Raw genomic sequence first — 18,196 nt, forward strand, 5'->3', positions numbered from 1 at the left:
TGTTGTTATCATTATTTAATCATATTATCATTAAAAACGCTATTCCTTTTTTAAGCATTTCCGTTCTGTTTCTGGTTGTTCTTCTATATAATGTAGCTGGGAGGGCTATGGACAAATGAATACAAAAAAAATGATGGCACAAGAAAAGGTTAAACCTTTTTTGTTGCAAGCACGTTATGGGATCGAAAAAGAAAGTCAACGAGTTACACTAGATGGTGATCTCGTTCAGACCGACCACCCGGCTCTTGTGGGGAATCGGAATTTTCATCCTTATATCCAAACAGATTTTTCTGAAACACAATTAGAATTGATCACCCCAGTCACTGAATCAGTCGATGAAGTGTTGGCCTATTTAGAGGCGATCCATGATGTCGCACAACGAAGTATGTCAAAAGATGAAATGATGTGGCCGTTCTCCATGCCGCCGCTGCTTCCTGAAAAAGAGGAAGATATTCAGATCGCGAAGCTGGAACGTCATGCGGATGTTTTGTATCGGCGTTATTTGGCACGGGAGTATGGCAAACGAAAACAAATGGTCAGTGGCATCCATTTTAATTTTGAATATGGCTTAGACTTAGTCAAACAATTGTTTATGGCACAAACGGAAGAAACTTCTATGGAAGACTTCAAGACCCGTTTATACATGAAAATTGCGCGCAACTTTTTACGTTATCGCTGGTTGTTAACGTATTTATTCGGTGCTAGCCCGTTAAGTGAGGACCGTTACTTTGATAGCGAAGATCGTCCAAATGAACCAGTCCGGAGTATTCGTACTAGTCATTACGGATATGTAAATAAACCTGATGTCCAAGTGTCTTACGAAACCCTGACTCGCTACAGTGAGGATTTAGCTGAAAACGTGGCGCAAGGCAGATTATCAGAAGAAAAGGAATTTTATGCGCCGATTCGGATGCGCGGCGGGAAAAAGGTCGCAGATCTTTTCCACACCGGAATCCGTTATGTAGAATTGCGAAATATTGACCTGAATCCTTTTGACCGTGTTGGTATTGATGCAGAAGAAATCGAGTTTATTCATTTATTCATGCTTTATTTGTTATGGACGGACGAAAAATTATCAGCTGATGAATGGGTAGCAGAAGGAAATCGCATTAGTGATGAGGTTTCGTTAGAGCATCCAGCTAAACCAACGGCTCATTTAGCAGAAGGACAAGCGATTTTTGCAGAAATGCTGCAAATGGTTGATGATTTAGAACTAGACGGTGCTGACCTGCTTAAAAAATATCAAGGTTGGCTGGAACATCCAGAAGAAACTTTAGCGGCTAGAATCTTAGCTTTAGATGAAGCAGAAGGACAAGCCGCAGTAGCAACAAAACTGGGGCGGAAGTTTTACGACCAAGCTTGGGCTTATCCCTATCGATTGGCTGGCTTCCAAGAGATGGAGCTGTCTACGCAAAATCTCTTATTTGATGCGATTCAAAAAGGGATCGAGACCGAAGTCTTGGATCGTCAGGATCAGTTCGTGAAGCTGCAGCATAACGACCATCAAGAATTAGTGAAGAATGGGAATATGACCAGCAAAGATACGTATATTGCGCCCTTATTGATGGCCAATAAAACAGTGACTAAAATCGTGTTGGCTCGAGCAGGATTCCGTGTACCAGACGGCGAAACGTTTGGAACGATGGAGGAAGCCAAAAAGGCTTATCCGCGATTTGCCCAAAAAGCTTTTGTAATCAAGCCGAAATCGACGAATTACGGTTTGGGTATCACGATCTTTAAAGGGGAGACATCAATAACTGATTTCAATGCAGGTTTGGCAATAGCCTTTGCAGAAGATGATGAGGTTATTATTGAAGAGTTTTTACCGGGGACGGAATATCGCTTTTTCGTCATCGACCATCAAGTCAAGGCGGTCTTGTTGCGAACACCGGCCAATGTTATAGGTGATGGCGAACGATCGATTGAAGAATTGGTAGCCGAAAAGAATGCGAATCCTTTACGGGGAACGAATCATCGCTCACCGCTGGAGAAGATCCAGTTAGGTGATTTAGAGCAATTGATGTTAAAAGAACAAGGCTTGCGAATCGATAGTGTTCCTGAAAAGGGCCAGCAAGTCTTTCTGCGAGAAAATTCTAATGTTTCGACGGGCGGAGATTCTATTGATGTCACAGAGGAAATCCACGAAAGCTATAAGCAATTAGCGATCGATGCAGTCGAAGTATTAGGAGCCAGCATCAGCGGCATTGATTTGATCATCCCAGATAAAGATAAAGCTTATGAAACACATGAGGACTATGGGATCATCGAAGCAAACTTCAATCCAATGATGCATATGCATATCTATCCTTATATTGGTAAGAGCCGCCGCTTGACTCTGGATGTGCTGCGTTTCTTATATCCTGAAATGAATATCTAAAAAAACGACCCGCGCAAATTAGGAGGCTGCTGAAAAAGTCTCCCAATTAGCGTGGGTCATTTTTTATAATAGTCTTGAATAAATGTATCGATTTCCAAGAGTGAGTCGGAAAACAAAACCAGCTGACGATCTTCATGAGATAAAAAATTTTGCTCCACCATCTGATCAAAAAATGTTTGTAACGGAGCATAATAATTGTTTACATCAAAGAAGATACAGGGAGTATTATTTTGTCCGACACGTGCCCATGAATAAGCCTCACTGATTTCTTCTAATGTTCCAATCCCGCCGGGTAAGGCCAAGCAGACATCTGCGTGCTGCATCATGGCTTTTTTGCGTTCATCCAAATCATTCACAGTGATCAGATGAGTCAAGCCAGTATGGATGCGCTCGCGATCTTGTAAAAATTTAGGCATGATTCCAGTCACTGTACCGCCTTTATCCAAGACACTGTTTGCAACTGCGCCCATCAAGCCAAGCTTGCTGCCGCCATAGACGAGCTCGTGGTTATTCTCGACGATCCAATCACCTAATTTTTTTGCGGCTTCTTGATAGGCTGGATCGGAACCTAAGTGTGCCCCGCAATAAACAGCGATCCGCATCAGTTTTCTTCCAAGTCGAGCGTTTGCTTCGTTGATTCAACCGTTAAACCAGTTTTTTCTTCCCACCAAATCTTCATTTCTTCTTCGTAAGTGTCAGGAAATCTGTTAACTGTATCAATTAAGGGTTCATCTTGCAGCTTGGCATAAGGATAGTTCATCGCTAGATTCAATTTTAATTCCTTCAATAAACTATAATATTGGAACATCATGTAGTACATTTCCTCGTCATCACCACTGGCTAAAACTAAAGCGGCACGGTCTAACATGAAGCCAAGGCTGCGCATCATAAATAAAAATGCAGGAATTTCTTCTGCTTTGATGTCATTGACCTCTTTCAAAATATCAACGTGTAAATCAAGCGCTTGCAATAAATCGGTTTGAAGGTTCTTATAAGTAGCCATTAGGATCTCCTCCTTAAATATTTTCTTTAAAATAAGTATAGCACAGACGAAAAAAATCCTGCGGTCAGATTCAGCTTTTGACTCGCATTATTGCAGTGATTTGTGTAAAGTAGACGGGAAGGAGGCGGCAAGATGGGAAAATTAGCTGTGATTACGGATCTGCATGCAGATATCAATCATTTCGATGACCATGAATTGACTAAACTTTTTGCGCTGTTACGCGAGCAAGAGGTGACACGTCTGCATTTTGCTGGTGATACGGCCAATAAGATCGATCAGACGCTGGCTGTCAATCATTTTTTTCGCAAGCGCGGCATACCGACGACCTTCAATTTAGGAAATCATGAGATGGGGAACGTTAAAGGGGAGCAGATGATTGAACACTATCCCGACAGCCATTTCTTAAACCTGCGCTATGTGCCGCTTAACCATGAGACTGTATTATTAGGCTTCAATGGCTGGTATGATTACAGCTTTTCTGAGATAAAGGACCCGCAGCAAAATCGTTCAATTAAAAATATCTATTGGTTTGACCGCATCATCGACCGTTTTTCTGACGATCAGACAGTCAATCAAGAAATTTTGCAGCAGTTGCGCAATGTACTGGATGATTTGGCGCGAAAAAATTATCAAGTGATTTTAGCAACGCATTTTGTACCAAAAGAAGAATTCATCGTTCATTTAAGTGGGAAATATCGAATTTGGAATAAATTGAACGCTTTCTTAGGTTCGCAGGCGTTAGGCGAATTATTGGATCACTATTCAAACGTGAAGCAGGTGGTGTTTGGTCATACCCATCGACGATTTGACGATCAAACGATCCACGATACGATTTATAGTTGTCGGCCATTAGGCTATTATTATGAATGGAGAATTACGCGGAATTTTGTTTTAGAGAATCAATTAGCGGAAGTTTTTATACCGATGAAGATGCGTAGTTTATTGAATAAGCATCAAGCGGAGTTTGCTGCTTATAAAGAGGAGCACTTGCTGGAAGAATTTCGGCAGGCGATGACCTTGATTTCATATTAGTGGAAGGATAATTTTGGGATGGAAGCAATTAAAAGATTTTTACGACAGTTTACTCAGACGACGCCGTTTATTTTAGCGAATACGATGATCGTCATTCCTTATTTACTATTTATGCACCTGATTGATTCGCGGCTGTCTGTTACGGTATTGCCCTTTGTTCTGTTCTATACATTTCGAGTAACGGGAATTTTTTTGATTCGTGGACTGTATCGCTCCATTGATCAATATACTTTGTTGATGGTCTCGCTCTTAGCTGGCGGTATTGGGGCATTTTTGACCTTGATCGGAGCATTACATTTTACATTCTATTTATTTGGCAGTATCTTTTTAGGATTAAGTGCCGCTTGGCTGCCGCCGGCAAATACAAGTGTGAATTTTTTTGAAAAGTCCAAGGGCTTTCAAACAATGAGCAGTCGCCGCTATTTAGTCGCGCTGATCGTTTTATTGCCGCTATTTTTGGGAACCACGCTCACATTTCCTGTTCAAGCAGTGATTGTGCCAAGTATCGTTACACTTTATTTTGTATGTGCGTATCACACAGTGAAACATTATCCGCATTATGAGATGGATTTTAAGGAATTGACGAAGCATGTCTTCTCGCTTTCAGAATTGGTTTGGTTCGTTTTATTTTTTATTGCGCTCTTTTTATTGCGCAGCGGCCGATTATTGTTTAGTGAATCGATGCTGAATAATGCGATCATTCTGTTTGCCGGTATTTTTATGGCAGCCATCGTTGTGGTTAACCAAGTAAAGAATCGCTGGAAGCTTCCGCTTTGGCAAAATGCCCTAACCTTCCTTAATGGAATGCTGGGAAATTTTATTTTTCTTTTTGGCGCTTTTTATGTAGCCGTTTATAAAGGAGCTGCTTCTCAAGGAACCTATCTATTTTTACCTTATCTTTTAGGAGTCATCAGTTCGTTGGTTTTAGCTGGAAAGGTTCGACAAGCTTTCAAAAATGAGTTGCTTGTTCAACTTGTGGGTTTAGCCGCAGGGTTATTATTATTAAGTGTGCGCCCCTTATTTCCAGTTGCGATTTTTGTTTTAACCTTTTTCCAAAAGGGAACAAGCGCATGGTTGAATCGTCTGTACTATCAGACAGACACTATTGAAGCGCAACAACGTCTTACTGCGAAATACTCGACGTCGAATAAAGGCAGCATTACCCATCAATTTATTTTGATGTTCTTGATGCTGGTCACTTTGCAGTTGAAAAATTTGCCGGTCAAAGATATTTTTTTATTGCGCAGCTTGCATACACCGGAAATCCTTGCAACAATGGACGTAGTTAAATTCATCTCGATCATTATTTTATTAATTGGACTTTGGTTGATTGGAAGGGTAGGAAAATATGCGTTTGATCATTGACGGCGATGGTTCGCCAGTAAAAGATACAGCAATTATCGTTGCAGAAGAATATTCGCTGCCGGTGGTGATCGTAACGAGTATCGATCATTATTCAAAAAAAGAATATCCAGCTTTTGTCGAATTTATCTACGTTGATCGTGGAGCAGATTCCGCCGATTTCAAGATCGTTTCGGTTATTCAGCCAGAGGATATTTTGATCACACAAGATTATGGATTGGCCTCTTTAACATTGGCAAAAGCAGCCCATGTTCTGCATCAAACGGGTATGGAGTATACGCAAATGAACATTGATTCCTTGTTGACACAACGATTTATCGGCAGTAAGATGCGCCAAGCGAGACAACGCACGAAAGGGCCCAAGCCTTTTACAAATGAAGATCGAGCACATTTTAAGGATGTGCTGGAAAGCTTGATTCAACAGTCTTTAATGTAATATAAATGATAAGCATTGTAATACTTGTAAAATTTCTTTTTGGGGATTTTGATTTTTGTGCTAAAATGTTAGGGATCAGAAAGTAATGGAGGATACGCAGTTGAAAATTATTTTACTTTATGGTGGGAAAAGCCCAGAACATGATGTAGCTATTTTATCGGCTTTTTCAGTTATTTCTGCGGTATATTTTGATTATTATCAAGTACAACTTATTTACATTGATAAAACCGGCCAATGGGTCAAAGGTCCATTGTTGACGGAAGCACCAGAAACAGACGAAGCACTGCGCTTAACTTGGGACCCAACTGGTAATGTAGTTGAAGGCTTTAGTGGCAGGGTAATTTCTCCTGGTGATATCAAAGAAGACAATGCAATCGTCTTTCCGGTCTTACACGGACCAAATGGAGAAGATGGAACAATCCAAGGCTTCTTAGAAACCTTAGATATGCCTTATATTGGTGCAGGAGTAATGACCAGCGCTTGTGCGATGGATAAAATTATGACAAAATATATCCTGCAGGCAGCCGGTATTCCACAAGTTCCGTATGTTCCGGTCTTGAAAAACCAATGGAAAGAAAATCCAAAACAAATCTTTGATAAATGTGAAGGAACGCTTTTGTATCCGATGTTTATCAAACCAGCGAATATGGGCTCAAGTGTCGGCATCACACGAGCAGAAAATCGAGAAGAATTGCAAAATGCTCTTCAAGAAGCTTACCGTTACGATTCTCGCGCCTTAGTTGAACAAGGCATCGATGCGCGTGAGATCGAAGTTGCCGTTTTAGGAAACGCTGACGTGCGTACGACTTTACCAGGTGAGGTCGTAAAAGAGGTCGCGTTTTATGACTACAACGCTAAGTATATCGACAATACGATTCAGATGGCGATCCCAGCAGAGATCCCAGAAGAAGTGATGAAAAAAGCGCGAGACTATGCTAAATCAGCATATACAATGCTGGGTGGTTCCGGACTTAGTCGAGTCGACTTTTTCTTAACGAACAAAAACGAATTGTTCTTAAATGAATTGAATACGATGCCTGGCTTCACTGAATTCAGTATGTATCCATTATTATGGGAAAACATGGGCTTGAAGTATGGTGATTTGATTGAAGAATTGATTCAATTAGGTAAGAAGCGCTATGAGCAGCAGGCGGCCTTTGAATAAGTGAGTATCTGTTTTGCAAGCGAGCAGGGCTTGAAACATGATTCGATTTGAATCGTGTTTCAAGTTCCTTTTAACGTCTGGCTGATCGAACGATTAATTATTCAGAAGATGGACAAGTTTTATAGGAATTTTACTGTAGTCAGAAACAAAAATTTGGGAGGAACACCATGAATTTTACAACGACAATCATCAGCAGGGCCGTTCAAGGTGAAGTATTGGCGGAAAATGAGGTGACCGTTACTGGTGTCGAATTCGATTCACGAAAAATTCAAGCCGGCGATTTGTTTGTTCCGTTAAAAGGAACAAATGATGGCCATGAGTTTGTATCAAAAGCAATTGAAAATGGCGCGAAGGCAACGCTTTGGAGCAACGATCCAGCGACTGCACCAGCAGGTATCGCAGTGATTTTAGTTAAGGATACGTTGTTGGCATTTCAAGCGTTGGCAAGCTATTACTTATTAGAAGAAAATCCAGATGTGATTGCAATTACAGGCTCAAATGGAAAAACCACGACAAAAGATATGACTGAATCGGTCCTTAGCCAAAAGTTTCGGACGTATAAAACACAAGGCAATTATAACAATGATATCGGTCTGCCTTACACGATCTTGCATATGCCAGAAGGAACGGAAAAGTTGATTCTGGAAATGGGAATGGATCATGCGGGAGAAATCAGCATTTTATCAGAACTGGCTGAACCGGATGTTGCGGCGATCACGATCATTGGTGAAGCACACATTGAAAATCTAGGCTCACGGGAAAAAATTGCGGATGCTAAGATGGAGATTACAACAGGTTTGGCATCAGATGGTCTGCTGATAATTCCAGCTGATGAACCTTTGTTGGAAGAACGCACCAACTCGGTGTCACAAACAGTAGAAACGTTCGGTATCCAAAAAGGCGACTTGTCTGCCACTATTTTGAACGAAGATAAAGGGGCGACGGTCTTCTCTGTAGATGACAATGGCTACCAGATTCCCTTGCCAGGCAGTTACAATGTAGAGAATGCGCTGATTGCGATGGCGATCGGCCGGTGGTTTGAAGTAAGTACAGAAGAAATTTTCCAGGGTTTGGCTTATGTTCAAGTCACTCAAAATCGTACGCAATGGCTGAAGGCTAGTAATGGCGCGGATATCTTGAGTGATGTGTATAACGCCAATCCAACAGCGATGGGTTTAGTCTTAGATACTTTTGCTAAATTACCAACTGAAGGCCGGCGTTTGGCAGTTTTGGCAGATATGCTGGAGCTAGGTGCGGATTCATATTCGCTTCATGCCAGCATGGCAGAGCATATCAACAACAAAGATTTCCAAGAAATTTATTTATATGGCGATGAAATGAAAGGGCTGAAGCTGACTTTAGCTGATCGCTATCCAACATTGGCGGTTCATTATTTTACTAAGAATGACAAGGCGCAAATGATGCAAATGCTCAAAGAGAGTTTGCAAACAACGGACAGCGTTGTTTTGAAAGGCAGTAACGGTATGGGGCTGATCGAAGTCGTTGAAGCATTGCAGAAATAGTGAAAACTTGCAGAAAACGAAATGATGTGCTAAAATGAGCCATTGCCGAGAAATGAAGTATGATTGAATGAATCATCTATGAAGTTAAAGATTCGCTAGCGAGATTCGCTGGCTTACCAATTATTTTTGAGAAGCGGTTGGGGCATTTTTCGATTGAATGATGTCTCAGCCACTTTTTGTGAGAGATGATCCTTCCGCCTGACTTCGCGGAGCGGTTTTTCGGTAGTATCGCCAAGGACGGCAACTAAAGGGACAGTTGCAGCCCAAGCGCTGATACCAAACCATACGCTCTAAATGATAAGGTCAACAGACATTAGGAGGATATCATTTGAAATTCAAAGAACTAAATTTATCACCAGAACTATTAATTGCGGTTGAACGAGCAGGTTTTGAAGAAGCAACACCGATCCAAGAACAAACTATTCCTTTAGCACTAGAAGGAAAAGATGTAATTGGTCAAGCACAAACGGGTACAGGTAAAACGGCTGCTTTCGGATTGCCAATGCTAGCAAAAATTGATACCACAAAAACAATGTTACAAGGATTAGTAATCGCGCCAACACGTGAACTTGCGATCCAAACACAAGAGGAATTATTCCGTTTAGGCCGTGACAAAAAAATTCGTGTACAAGCTGTATATGGCGGGGCTGATATTGGTCGTCAAATTCGTGGTTTGAAAGATCGTCCGCATATCGTTGTAGGAACACCAGGACGGATGTTGGATCACATCAATCGCCACACACTGAAACTAGAAACTGTCGAAACGCTTGTCTTAGATGAAGCTGACGAAATGTTAAACATGGGCTTCTTGGAAGATATCGAAAAAATCATCAGTAAAGTCCCTGCAGAACGCCAAACATTGTTGTTCTCAGCAACAATGCCTGATGCAATCAAAAAAATTGGCGTTAAATTTATGAAAGATCCTGAACACGTGAAAATCAAAACCAAAGAAATGACGGCTGATTTGATCGATCAATATTATGTTCGGGCAAAAGATTATGAAAAATTCGATGTCATGACGCGCTTGTTTGACGTTCAAACACCTGATTTGGCGATTGTCTTCGGACGTACGAAGCGTCGGGTTGATGAATTAGCTCGTGGATTAGAAGCTCGCGGCTACAAGGCTGAGGGTATCCATGGTGATTTATCACAACAAAAACGGATGAGCGTATTGCGTTCATTTAAACGCGGCGATCTTGATATTTTAGTAGCGACAGACGTGGCTGCCCGGGGGTTAGATATCTCAGGAGTAACCCATGTTTATAACTACGATATTCCACAAGATCCAGAAAGCTATGTTCACCGTATCGGTCGGACTGGTCGTGCTGGTAAAGGCGGTATGTCAGTAACGTTCGTTACACCAAACGAAATGGGCTACTTGCATGTCATCGAAAACTTGACGAAAAAACGCATGAATCCAATGCGTCCACCAACCGAAAAAGAAGCCTTCAAAGGACAACTAGGCGCGGCGATGGAACAAATCCAAAGTCAAATGGAAGAAAATTCCGACAGCCTGGAAAAATACAATGAGTCAGCGAAAGAATTATTAGCGACTTATTCACCAGAAGAACTTGCTGCTTTATTATTAAAGACAACAGCAAAAGATCCTTCTGACGCTGTTCCTGTGAAGATCACTCCTGAACGCCCATTGCCTTCAAATAAAAAAGGCGGCGGCTTCAATCGCGGCGGCGGTAAACGTGGTGGCGGAAGCAACCGTGGCGGCGGCCGTGGTAAAGACAACTACCGTAAAGATCGTGACCGCAACAGCAGCAATAAAAACAAAAATTACGGCGGCAACAAACAACGCAGCAACAATAAAAGTACGAACCGTAATAACGACAAAAAACGTGGATTTGTGATTCGCACGAACACAAACGACTAAGTTAAGTTTGACTATCAAAGCTATCAATCTTTTTGATTGATAGCTTTTTTCTTGATTTAAAAGACTTTGCACGGATTATTAAAAAAAAATCGTAGCATTTAAAGAAGTCTTTGGTAAAATAAAGATGTTACTTGAAAGGGTTGAGAGTATGATTAAAGGAATCGGGATCGATGCGACCGAGCTGGAACGAGTTGCAAAAATCATTGAACGCCGCCCACATTTTGTGGAACGAATATTAACTCCGGCGGAACAGACCCTTTTTGCTAGCCATTCTCCTCATCGTCAGGTAGAATTTCTAGCAGGACGGTATGCATGTAAAGAAGCTTTTTCTAAAGCCTGGGGAACCGGCATCGGAAAAGTCAGTTTTCAAGATTTGGAGATTTTACGAGATGATCATGGTGCACCCGCCTTTACAAAATCACCTCATCAGGGAAAAGTTTTTGTCAGCTTAACCCACACAGAGGAACTAGCGATCGCACAAGTATTGCTGGAGGAATAGAAAGAAGGACACTTAGTTTATGGTTGTAACATATCATCGACCTACAAGAGCCATCATACATAGGAAAGCATTGAGAGAGAACATTAAGAACGAAATTGAGCGTTTGCCGAAAGGAGTCGAGTTATTTGCCGTAGTTAAAGCAGACGGCTATGGTCATGGAGCGATCGCCGCTGCCCAAATGGCCTTGTCTGTCGGCGCTGCAGGTTTTTGTGTAGCGACATTGGACGAAGCGATCGAATTACGAGAAGCGGGAATCACTGAACCCATTTTAGTATTAAGTGTAGTCTTCCCAAGCTATCTGTCGCTGGTTGTCGACTACGATTTGTCGATTACGGTAGCGACAAAGGAATGGCTGGTCGAAGCCCAAGAAGTATTGAACGTTTTAGAAGAAACAACGGCACCAATAAAAATTCATATCAAAGCAGATACTGGCATGGGGCGGATCGGTTTTGTGACCCCAGAAGAAGTCAAAGAAGCGGCGGACATGATTGAAGCTTCATCGAATATGGTTTGGGAGGGGCTGTTTACCCACTTTGCTACGGCGGATGAAAAGGATGCTACTTATTGGCATAAGCAAGCAGATCGCTTTAACGAAGTGATTGCTGCATTAGATCATTTGCCGCGTTATGTCCATTCAAGCAACAGCGCGACGGCCTTATGGCATGATAAAGAAATGCCGGGAAATATGATCCGTTACGGTGTTGGCATGTATGGGTTGAATCCATCAGGTCATGAATTGCCTGAGAGCTATCCATTAAAACCAGCGATGGAATTAGTTTCTGAATTGATTCAGGTGAAGGAATTAGCAGCTGGTGAAGGCGTGGGTTACGGGAAAACCTACGACACACCGGAAAAAGAATGGATTGGAACGATCCCCATCGGTTATGCGGATGGCTGGCTGCGGAAGATGCAGGGGTTTTCGTTATTAGTTGAAGGTGAGTTCTGCGAAATTGTTGGGCGTGTTTGCATGGATCAATTAATGATCCGGCTGCCGCGAGAATTTAAGGTTGGGACAAAAGTCACGTTGATCGGCAGAAGTAAGGGGCAAGAGATTACGATGCAAGATGTGGCGGATCATTTAGGAACGATCCATTATGAAGTTTGTTGTATGCTTTCGGAACGTGTACCAAGAATTTATCAAGAGTAAAAAAATATTTTGGAGCTTTGGAGGACGACTGTTCCTCCTTTATCAGCAATTATCAAAGAACAACTCTCGTATAAACTAAAAAAAGAGTAAGGAGAATATTATGGTTAAACGTGGTGATATCTATTTCGCGGATTTATCGCCAGTTATTGGTTCTGAACAAGGAGGGATTCGCCCGGTGTTGGTGATCCAAAATAATTTGGGCAATCATTTTAGTCCAACGATCATCATTGCGGCAATTACGGCAAAAATGGCGAAGCCTAAATTACCGACACATATTGGAATCAAATCAAATGGTACCGGAATTGAGCGAGATTCGGTCATTTTATTAGAGCAGATTCGCACGATCGACAAATCACGTTTGAAGGAAAAGGTTTGTCATTTAGATCGCTGCTTGATGGCAGAAGTCGATGCTGCTTTACGAATAAGTGTGGGCATCGAGACAATGTCTGCCGTTACAACGAATCTTACATAAAGTCAACATGGTTGATTTGCGAAGCCAACTTTTTGCCGCTTTCTTGGCTGAAGGGAAGATCATGAGTTAAATGAGCTTATCAATCGGCCAGCATAGTTGGTTCGGATGCGTAAAAATAGAATATTAGGCTAGCTGTTAAGGACGCAACGTTTCGTTGCGTCCTATTTTTGTCTGTTCAACGAATCATCTATCAACGATTTGTAGTAAACCCGAAGTCGGCCGTTGTATAATATAAGCAGAAATAAAGGATAGAAAAACGGGGGAAGACGATGGTTGAGATCGGTGAACAGCTTAAATATTTTCGCCAAAGAAAAGGAATGAGTCAAAAACAAATTGCTGAACTTTTACATGTTACGCCACAAACCATTTCTAAGTGGGAATTGAATAAGAGCGCACCAGATTATGACCAGCTGATCGCTCTTAGTAAGATTTATCGAAAAAGCATCGATGCTCTTTTAGGCCAAGCAAAGCCTAGTCTTTTAGATTATTTAGCGGACTCGCAGAATTTTAGAAATCAGTACGGAATTCCTAGAATAGATGGAGGCGATGGAGATGGAAAGGATTCATAAGATCAATAAGCTGCTTTTGATTACTTATAACCTAGGCGGAGTGTGTTTGGTGGCGATCGGTTACATGGTAGGCATTGGCGCACCTCCAGGCTATCTTCCAGTATGGGTGAAGATCATTACTGCGATGGTGTTCTCAACAATGATCATCGGTCATATCGTCCGCTACATTTTGGAGCGGAGAATGAGTAAAACAGGCTGACACAAGTGTGTCAGCCTGTTTTTATGCTTGAGCGTAGACGATCAGATTGACGGAATCGCCAATACAGGTTTGTAATGTAATGCGTTCGCCGCCGCCAGCAGATGTAATTTGATCCCAATTGTCTATACCAGAAGCGATGTCTCTGCCGCTGTCGTCAACTTGGACCAAGCCGTTTACTATATAGGTTGTTGCATTTCCTGCACTGTCTGTAACTGTGATGGCATCCCCGCCGCCAAGCGCTAGTACTGGTGAGAAAATACCAGGATTATGTCCGATGAAATGAGTATTTTGATTATCAGTACCCGATTGTATTGGATTTCCGCCCCAGGTGGCAGCGATTGATCCGCCATTGATGACTCCTTGCCCACTGCCTTGTCCGGCATTTTGATAAGGGATGGACTGTCCATGAAAGGAAATTTGATTTGGCTGCAGCACGGGCTGTTGTGGGGCAGGAGGTTCAACTGCGGGTTGTGTGTTTGCTGGAGCAGTCGACTGTGCTTCTTGCGGGCTTGCGGTTTGTTGTTGTTGAGGTACGGTTTCTTGGGTATTTTCTATTGGCGCTTGCTGCGCTTCTGCTGAAGGAGTTGATTCTTGAATGGTTGGGTTTTTGGCTGGCTCTGCTGGAGCTTCTTTAGGAATTGTTGAGGCAGGTGGTTGACTGGGCTGCGTTTTCTTTTCAGCTTTGGCAACGTTGTGGGGTTTGTCTTTTTCAACAATGATCAGGGCTGTTCGCTTGTCATAGTCTTTTTTATTTTTTGCAGTCAAAATTAAGGAGTAGCGTCCGGGCTTGCTAGTATTGACGTTGGTGTAGTTCAATTGAACCGGCTGATAGTCATCACCAACAGCTTTGTAATACTGTTTTGGATGAAAGGAATCATTTTCAGTAATGGTGATCACATCTTCACCATAGATTTTTACATGGTCCTCGTAGCCTTCCTTTTTTTCAGCTTGAGCATCTGAAATAGAAGAAAAAATGATCGGGACAAATAATAAGAGGAGACATACAATAACAGCGGAAAAAATGATTTTCTTTCTTCTCGATGGTTTCAAGAAAATCCCTCCTTTTTCTTATTTGCTTAAATGATAAGGGATGAAGCAATAATAGAAAATAAAAATAACGTAATTGTTAAAAAGGGTTGTTATTTGTGAATTTCAGTTTAATAAATAGCAATATTTTTCCGTTTTACTAGGGTTATTTTATGATATAATGACCAAAGAATGTTATAATCCGAAAACTTAAAATTGATTTTCGTATTTGAAGATTTGTGACAACTGGCTGAGGAGGGTACTTTTGTGCGGAGACTATTAAAAAATACAACACAACGACGGTTAGCCATTATTGGCGTTTTACGAGATTTAATTGGCTGGCAGAATCCAGAGATGGTGGCAGACTTGCTGGATTGTTCGATGAAAACGGTTCTATCTGATGTCGAGGCAATCAATGAGCATTGGGGCGAGCATGTCGGAGTAGAGTATTCCCGTACGAATGGTTTACGGTTGAATGATGCCCTTCATAATAAAACACGGCAATTAGCCAGAAATTTGATGGAAGAATCTGAGGCCTTTACTTTTTTAGAGCGGATATTCTTTCAACCGAATGAAGACATGGATTATTGGATCAATGAGCTGTATATCAGCGAAGCAACCTTTTATCGAATGATCAAGCAGATCGACAAGGTCTTAAAAGAAAAAGGACTCGTTTTGGAGCGAAGGCCGTTTCGCATCTCTGCGAAAAATGAACGCTGGGTGCGAGTTTTTTATGTTCAATTGTTTTTAGAAAAATACGGTTTGAATGAATGGCCCTTTGATATCGGGCGGGAAAGAATGATCAATTTTATAAAAAATGCGAATCGTTCCTTCGATATTGTCTACAATGATCGCGAGATTTTAGAAAGCAGCTACTTGCTGGCAGTCATCATCGTACGGACTTCGCAGGGATTTGTTTTAACAGAAAGAGAAAAGATGAATCTAAATCAAGCGCTGATCGATAAAATTTTGACTTTACGCTCAGCGGCGGATCAAATCGTTCAAGGGACTAAATATACGGTGACGGATCAATGGTATTATGAAGTGGCGAATAGTTTGTTCTGTTCTTGTTTTATTACCCGCTTTGAACCCAGCTGTCAAATTACCTTGAAACATTTGGACAGTTTTCTAAAAGAGCTGGAGCATCTTTATGAATTAACGCTGTCAGATGAAAGTCGTAAGAACATTTTACAAAAATTAGTGCAGCTTCAGGCGGCTTATCAGGTATGTCCTTATCCACGCTCGATTTTATTCGATTCATCAGCGTATTTTTCAAGAAATGCGAAACAGCAATATCCGTACTTTACAAAGTCCGTGCATCAATTATTATTACGCTTGGAGCGAACCCTCGGGGATCCTTGGTTTAGTCAATTCCAGTTTTCCGTTTTGACGATTCTATTTAAAGAGTGGGAAGGACTGGCGCACTCACTGGATGTTCACTCGGCGAAGGTTCAGATTTTAGTAGTGAGTGATTCTGGTAAGAGTCATGCGGAGATGATCGCGGAATTGATCAAAAATCGATTCTATTATCGTGTGGGAATCGAAGCCCATCAAGGGTCGATACTGGATTTTGGTCCGGATGAGAGTTTTAAAGAGTATGATTTAGTAATCGCTAATTATCCGATAAAAAATTATTCCTATGGTAATTTAAAAGTTGTTGATGATTTTTTGACTGAAGGTGATCTATCATCGATCGGCTCTTTCATCAAAGAAGTTCGTTAGAAGGCTCATTGCGAGTCTTCTTTTTAAGGTTTTAATCCTTAAGAAAATTCGCTACACTGATAGTAAACGTTTTTGTTAAGGAGAAAATGATGAACCCAAAACTTTTAGTTATAGGGATAATTTTGTTTGTTGCTGTATTTTTTATTGCTATAGACCTTTATTCTCAGTTCAAAACTCGCCAATTTGTTCGGAGCCAGTGGGGGAAAATTCCTTGGCAGACTCGCTTGGATAAAGAGGAAAGCTTAAAGGCGGCTTGGCAGATTGAAAAGCAATTTCACAAATGGGATAGCGAGATTGATGATTTAACCTGGTATGATATTGATATGCAAGAGATTTTTGAACTGATCAATGGCACTTATTCCAGTATCGGTTCCGAAGCGCTCTATCAACGTCTGCGTAATTATAATTTTGATCAAGCGGATGATTTGGAAGAATTGATCCAATTCTATCAAGACCATCCTGATATTAGAGAGAACATTCAATTTCATTTTGCTGGTTTAGGGAAGCGGGACAATAATTTTACCAAGCAATATATCGCAAACGGCAAAAAAGAAAAGCTAGGCAGCTTGTGGTTGTTTGTGCTGCTGGGATCATTGCCGCTCATCAGCATTGTCCTGTTTTTGCTGATCGGTCCAATCGGAATTTTTGTGCTGTTAGGCTCGATCTCATTTAATATCGTTTTTTATATGATGAAGAAGGAAAAATTGGAGATCGAACTAGAAAGCATGCGCTATCTGGTGCAGTCAATTTCTGTGGCCAATCGGTTAAGCAAAATAGCGACTCCGCGACAGGCTGAGATCATTAAAAATGTAGTGCCGTTGAAATCAATTGCCAAATGGGGCTTTAGTTTTCGCCTGAAGAGCACCAATGAAGCAGATATTATGTTTGAATATCTTAATTTAGCATTTATGATTCCTTTTATTGCCTATAATTTTGTAATTACTCGTTTGAGTAACTACAGCCAAGAAGCCATTAATTTATGGAAGGTATTAGGTGAGCTGGAAGTTGCTGCAGCAATCTTGAACTTTCGTACTTATTTTCCAATGAGCTGTCAGCCAGTGTTTGCCGCTGGCGGGATTCAAGCGGAGGATATTTATCATCCGCTAGTCGATTATTCAGTCGTCAATCCTGTTGATTGGCAGCGGAATACCTTGGTTACCGGGTCCAATGCTTCTGGAAAATCAACCTATGTAAAAAGTATTGCTATCAGTGCGATTCTTTCGCAAACGATCAATACGGCGATCGCTGAGGAATTCACCATGCAGCCGGGACATGTCTTGACCTCAATGGCAGTTGAAGATGATATTTTCGCCGGAGACAGCTATTTTGTTGCTGAGATCAAGTCAATCAAGCGGCTTTTAGATCAAGTGGAAAAAGGCGAGCGCTGCTATTGCTTTATTGATGAGATATTAAAAGGAACGAATACGATCGAACGGATCGCGTCATCTTCCAGTGTTGTTACTTGGTTAGGGGATTATCCAAGCATGAGCTTTGTAGCGACACATGATATTGAATTGACCGAAATATTGAAAAATCAATGCGACAACGTGCATTTTGAGGAAACGGTGACAGAAGAACAGGGCATCACCTTTGATTACATTTTAAAACAGGGGCCGGCAGTGACTCGCAATGCGATCGCTTTATTAAAGGTGATGGACTATCCAGATAAACTTGTTGCTCAGGCAAAAAGCCAAGCACACTATTTTGATGAACAGCGAACTTGGTCCATCATAGAGGATAGTTAAGAAGAAGGCGGCTTAGCCTGCTTCTGACGGATTAAAT

17 protein-coding genes are annotated in these 18,196 nt (G+C 41.5%); 14 read left to right on the top strand and 3 right to left on the bottom strand.

Features of this window, described 5'->3' with window-relative positions:
- Positions 1-115 precede the first annotated feature (115 nt).
- Entirely contained in the window at positions 116-2,377 is a 2,262-nt protein-coding gene (gshAB, locus tag A5875_RS14385) for a bifunctional glutamate--cysteine ligase GshA/glutathione synthetase GshB (RefSeq protein ID WP_088934221.1), read from the top strand.
- Positions 2,378-2,433: 56 nt separating this feature from the next.
- Here gshAB and A5875_RS14390 read toward each other — a convergent pair whose 3' ends face one another.
- Entirely contained in the window at positions 2,434-2,979 is a 546-nt protein-coding gene (locus A5875_RS14390; RefSeq protein ID WP_088934222.1) for a TIGR00730 family Rossman fold protein, read from the bottom strand.
- Positions 2,979-3,380, bottom strand: coding sequence for a hypothetical protein (locus A5875_RS14395; protein ID WP_088934223.1), 402 nt, complete (start codon positions 3,378-3,380; stop codon positions 2,979-2,981). The genes A5875_RS14390 and A5875_RS14395 overlap by 1 nt, the downstream gene beginning before the upstream one ends.
- Before the next feature lie 132 nt (positions 3,381-3,512).
- Here A5875_RS14395 and A5875_RS14400 point away from each other — a divergent pair, with 132 nt between their 5' ends.
- The 11 genes from A5875_RS14400 (at position 3,513) to A5875_RS14450 (ending at position 13,666) form a co-directional block, all read left to right on the top strand.
- Positions 3,513-4,412, top strand: a complete 900-nt coding sequence (locus tag A5875_RS14400) for a metallophosphoesterase (protein ID WP_088934224.1) — start codon at positions 3,513-3,515, stop codon at positions 4,410-4,412.
- A gap of 18 nt (positions 4,413-4,430) precedes the next feature.
- Entirely contained in the window at positions 4,431-5,777 is a 1,347-nt protein-coding gene (locus tag A5875_RS14405; RefSeq protein ID WP_088934225.1) for a hypothetical protein, read from the top strand.
- Positions 5,761-6,210, top strand: coding sequence for a YaiI/YqxD family protein (locus A5875_RS14410; RefSeq protein ID WP_088934226.1), 450 nt, complete (start codon positions 5,761-5,763; stop codon positions 6,208-6,210). The genes A5875_RS14405 and A5875_RS14410 overlap by 17 nt, the downstream gene beginning before the upstream one ends.
- Before the next feature lie 100 nt (positions 6,211-6,310).
- Complete coding sequence (locus A5875_RS14415) at positions 6,311-7,375, top strand: D-alanine--D-alanine ligase (RefSeq protein ID WP_088934227.1); 1,065 nt, start codon at positions 6,311-6,313, stop codon at positions 7,373-7,375.
- 167 nt (positions 7,376-7,542) lie between these two features.
- Positions 7,543-8,898 carry a UDP-N-acetylmuramoyl-tripeptide--D-alanyl-D-alanine ligase gene (locus A5875_RS14420; RefSeq protein ID WP_088934228.1) on the top strand — a complete coding sequence of 452 codons (1,356 nt, stop codon included), beginning with the start codon at positions 7,543-7,545 and terminating at the stop codon, positions 8,896-8,898.
- Between the two features lie 328 nt (positions 8,899-9,226).
- A complete protein-coding gene (cshA, locus tag A5875_RS14425) occupies positions 9,227-10,780 on the top strand; it encodes a degradosome RNA helicase CshA (RefSeq protein WP_088934229.1) in 1,554 nt (517 codons plus the stop codon).
- Between the two features lie 148 nt (positions 10,781-10,928).
- Positions 10,929-11,279, top strand: a complete 351-nt coding sequence (gene acpS / locus A5875_RS14430; protein WP_088934230.1) for a holo-ACP synthase — start codon at positions 10,929-10,931, stop codon at positions 11,277-11,279.
- 19 nt (positions 11,280-11,298) lie between these two features.
- Entirely contained in the window at positions 11,299-12,426 is a 1,128-nt protein-coding gene (gene alr, locus A5875_RS14435; RefSeq protein WP_088934231.1) for an alanine racemase, read from the top strand.
- A gap of 100 nt (positions 12,427-12,526) precedes the next feature.
- Positions 12,527-12,898, top strand: coding sequence for a type II toxin-antitoxin system PemK/MazF family toxin (locus tag A5875_RS14440; RefSeq protein WP_010782013.1), 372 nt, complete (start codon positions 12,527-12,529; stop codon positions 12,896-12,898).
- A gap of 269 nt (positions 12,899-13,167) precedes the next feature.
- Positions 13,168-13,467 carry a helix-turn-helix domain-containing protein gene (locus A5875_RS14445; RefSeq protein WP_088934232.1) on the top strand — a complete coding sequence of 100 codons (300 nt, stop codon included), beginning with the start codon at positions 13,168-13,170 and terminating at the stop codon, positions 13,465-13,467.
- A complete protein-coding gene (locus A5875_RS14450) occupies positions 13,451-13,666 on the top strand; it encodes a hypothetical protein (protein WP_088934233.1) in 216 nt (71 codons plus the stop codon). The genes A5875_RS14445 and A5875_RS14450 overlap by 17 nt, the downstream gene beginning before the upstream one ends.
- Positions 13,667-13,687: 21 nt before the next feature.
- On the opposite strand, the gene A5875_RS14455 is transcribed toward A5875_RS14450, so the two are convergent.
- Positions 13,688-14,716, bottom strand: coding sequence for a sortase domain-containing protein (locus A5875_RS14455; RefSeq protein WP_088934234.1), 1,029 nt, complete (start codon positions 14,714-14,716; stop codon positions 13,688-13,690).
- Between the two features lie 243 nt (positions 14,717-14,959).
- On the opposite strand from A5875_RS14455, the gene A5875_RS14460 reads away from it, so the two are divergent.
- Positions 14,960-16,414, top strand: coding sequence for a helix-turn-helix domain-containing protein (locus tag A5875_RS14460; protein WP_088934235.1), 1,455 nt, complete (start codon positions 14,960-14,962; stop codon positions 16,412-16,414).
- A gap of 89 nt (positions 16,415-16,503) precedes the next feature.
- Positions 16,504-18,159 (top strand): MutS-related protein, encoded by a 1,656-nt coding sequence (locus A5875_RS14465; RefSeq protein ID WP_088934236.1) that lies wholly within the window; start codon positions 16,504-16,506, stop codon positions 18,157-18,159.
- The last annotated feature ends 37 nt before the right edge of the window (positions 18,160-18,196 follow it).

Source organism: Enterococcus sp. 3H8_DIV0648 (assembly GCF_002140655.1).
GTDB classification, from domain to species: domain Bacteria; phylum Bacillota; class Bacilli; order Lactobacillales; family Enterococcaceae; genus Enterococcus_A; species Enterococcus_A hulanensis.

Bases quoted from the DNA above. Each gene is read 5' to 3' on its own strand.
- A5875_RS14440 (WP_010782013.1), top strand. From the start codon at position 12,527: ATGGTTAAACGTGGTGATATCTATTTCGCGGATTTATCGCCAGTTATT.
- gshAB (WP_088934221.1), top strand. From the start codon at position 116: ATGAATACAAAAAAAATGATGGCACAAGAAAAGGTTAAACCTTTTTTG.
- acpS (WP_088934230.1), top strand. From the start codon at position 10,929: ATGATTAAAGGAATCGGGATCGATGCGACCGAGCTGGAACGAGTTGCA.
- alr (WP_088934231.1), top strand. From the start codon at position 11,299: ATGGTTGTAACATATCATCGACCTACAAGAGCCATCATACATAGGAAA.
- A5875_RS14465 (WP_088934236.1), top strand. From the start codon at position 16,504: ATGAACCCAAAACTTTTAGTTATAGGGATAATTTTGTTTGTTGCTGTA.
- A5875_RS14420 (WP_088934228.1), top strand. From the start codon at position 7,543: ATGAATTTTACAACGACAATCATCAGCAGGGCCGTTCAAGGTGAAGTA.
- A5875_RS14445 (WP_088934232.1), top strand. From the start codon at position 13,168: ATGGTTGAGATCGGTGAACAGCTTAAATATTTTCGCCAAAGAAAAGGA.
- A5875_RS14405 (WP_088934225.1), top strand. From the start codon at position 4,431: ATGGAAGCAATTAAAAGATTTTTACGACAGTTTACTCAGACGACGCCG.
- A5875_RS14410 (WP_088934226.1), top strand. From the start codon at position 5,761: ATGCGTTTGATCATTGACGGCGATGGTTCGCCAGTAAAAGATACAGCA.
- A5875_RS14390 (WP_088934222.1), bottom strand. From the start codon at position 2,979: ATGCGGATCGCTGTTTATTGCGGGGCACACTTAGGTTCCGATCCAGCC.
- A5875_RS14395 (WP_088934223.1), bottom strand. From the start codon at position 3,380: ATGGCTACTTATAAGAACCTTCAAACCGATTTATTGCAAGCGCTTGAT.
- A5875_RS14400 (WP_088934224.1), top strand. From the start codon at position 3,513: ATGGGAAAATTAGCTGTGATTACGGATCTGCATGCAGATATCAATCAT.
- A5875_RS14450 (WP_088934233.1), top strand. From the start codon at position 13,451: ATGGAAAGGATTCATAAGATCAATAAGCTGCTTTTGATTACTTATAAC.